Here is a 1,466-nt window from a genome sequence, read left to right as displayed (position 1 = left end):
GTATTGTTGTGTGCGGGAGCTGCCGGTAAACGTTCGGCCCTTCAGCACTCGAGGGTCATGATTCATCAAACCTCGGGTGGGGCAGAAGGAACCGCCATTGATATGGATATCAGGATCAGAGAGGTGTTAAAAGTCCAGTCGGATCTGTACCATATTTTGGCGAAACATAGTAGACAAAGTTATGAGCGGATAAATGAAATTGCCAGTCGCGATTATTGGATGACCGCCATCGAAGCAAAGGAATTTGGAATGATAGATGAGGTGTTAACGCGTGGCGAATAGGGTTTTGTTTGATTTAAAAATGAATTATTAAAATATCTAGCACCAGATCTAGCGCAAGTCTTAGCGCCCCTGGGCAAAGTATGGGCCTGACTTGTGCTTTAAACCATCAATTAAATCTCTACTAAGCACAAGTCATCCAGCTCGCTAGCGTAGAACCTAAGACTTGCGCTAGTAATGGATTAACCACCCCGCCCTTTGGGCACCCCTCCTAAATTAGGAGGGGAGTTTTCCCTCATAGCTGTATAAGTTAAATGGCGAATTAAAATTTGAACGGTTATAGTGTAGCTGCTAAACCGATAGTTTCATTATATCCATAACACTCAACAGCATTACACCAGGCATCGCAGTCTGACAACCAATCATAAATCATTTTATATGCAGCAGTAATTTCGGCAGAAAATTTTAAGGTTGCGCCTTCAAAATCATCTTCTTGAAAGATGTAGGCATTTAATCCAACATATAATAGTTCAGAGAGATGCTCCACATCAAATTGGCCAACAGCTTGTAGGTTATAACCCAGGTTTATGGCATAATGCTGAAAGGTTTCTTCATTGGCCAAAAGTTTTGTTTTGGTAAGCAGGTTGATGATATTGTTTACATCATAAAGGGCGTTGGCAATAGTAATGGGTTTGTGTTTGCCAGAGCGCGGATCAGGCCCGATAGCTGCGCTAAGCATTTCAGTAAGGAATTGATTCACATCCGATAAACCAATCATATCGAAATAGGTTTCAATCAGTTTCCGGAATTCTGTTACAGCTGCTACCTGATCTGGGAGCTGTGTGTTTGGGTTTTTACAATTGTCGTTTAGCATAACATTGATAAAAAGATCCTGAGACGCTGCTAAACGACAATTAACTCTTTACAGAGAAAATATAGATGCGGGACTACCGCTCGTCTCAGGAATATTGTTAAAAATTGAATTGCTTACTTAATTGCTTCCCTTGTTAAGATTAGTAAAATATGTTAATTATCATTTAGCATAGGCAAGATAAATACAATAAATTAATCTACAAAATATTGTTGCTCAAATGGTGCATAAATCAAGGAAGTTTCATACTTGCAGTTCGAGGTTTAGGACTTGCCGTTGGTAGGTTTATACTTGCAGTTAACAGTTCTATCAACGCAGTTAACAACATTATACTTGCAGTTGGTAGTTCTATCAGCGCAGTTAAAAACTTTATAAT

General features: G+C 39.6%; 2 protein-coding genes. One reads left to right on the top strand and one right to left on the bottom strand.

From position 1 onward, the window contains the following. On the top strand, positions 1–282 hold a 282-nt coding region (locus AC1DND_RS27690; protein ID WP_477586049.1), incomplete at its 5' end, for a ClpP family protease. Positions 283–556: 274 nt separating this feature from the next. On the opposite strand, the gene AC1DND_RS27685 is transcribed toward AC1DND_RS27690, so the two are convergent. After that, a complete protein-coding gene (locus AC1DND_RS27685) occupies positions 557–1,093 on the bottom strand; it encodes a hypothetical protein (RefSeq protein ID WP_477586047.1) in 537 nt (178 codons plus the stop codon). Between the last annotated feature and the right edge of the window lie 373 nt (positions 1,094–1,466).

It is taken from the genome of Pedobacter sp. 01N416, from assembly GCF_056399685.1.
This window is presented reverse-complemented; position numbering and strand designations above follow the sequence as displayed.

What these genes read in the sequence shown, in the direction of transcription:
- AC1DND_RS27685 (WP_477586047.1), bottom strand. Translation starts at nt 1,093, where the DNA reads ATGCTAAACGACAATTGTAAAAACCCAAACACACAGCTCCCAGATCAG.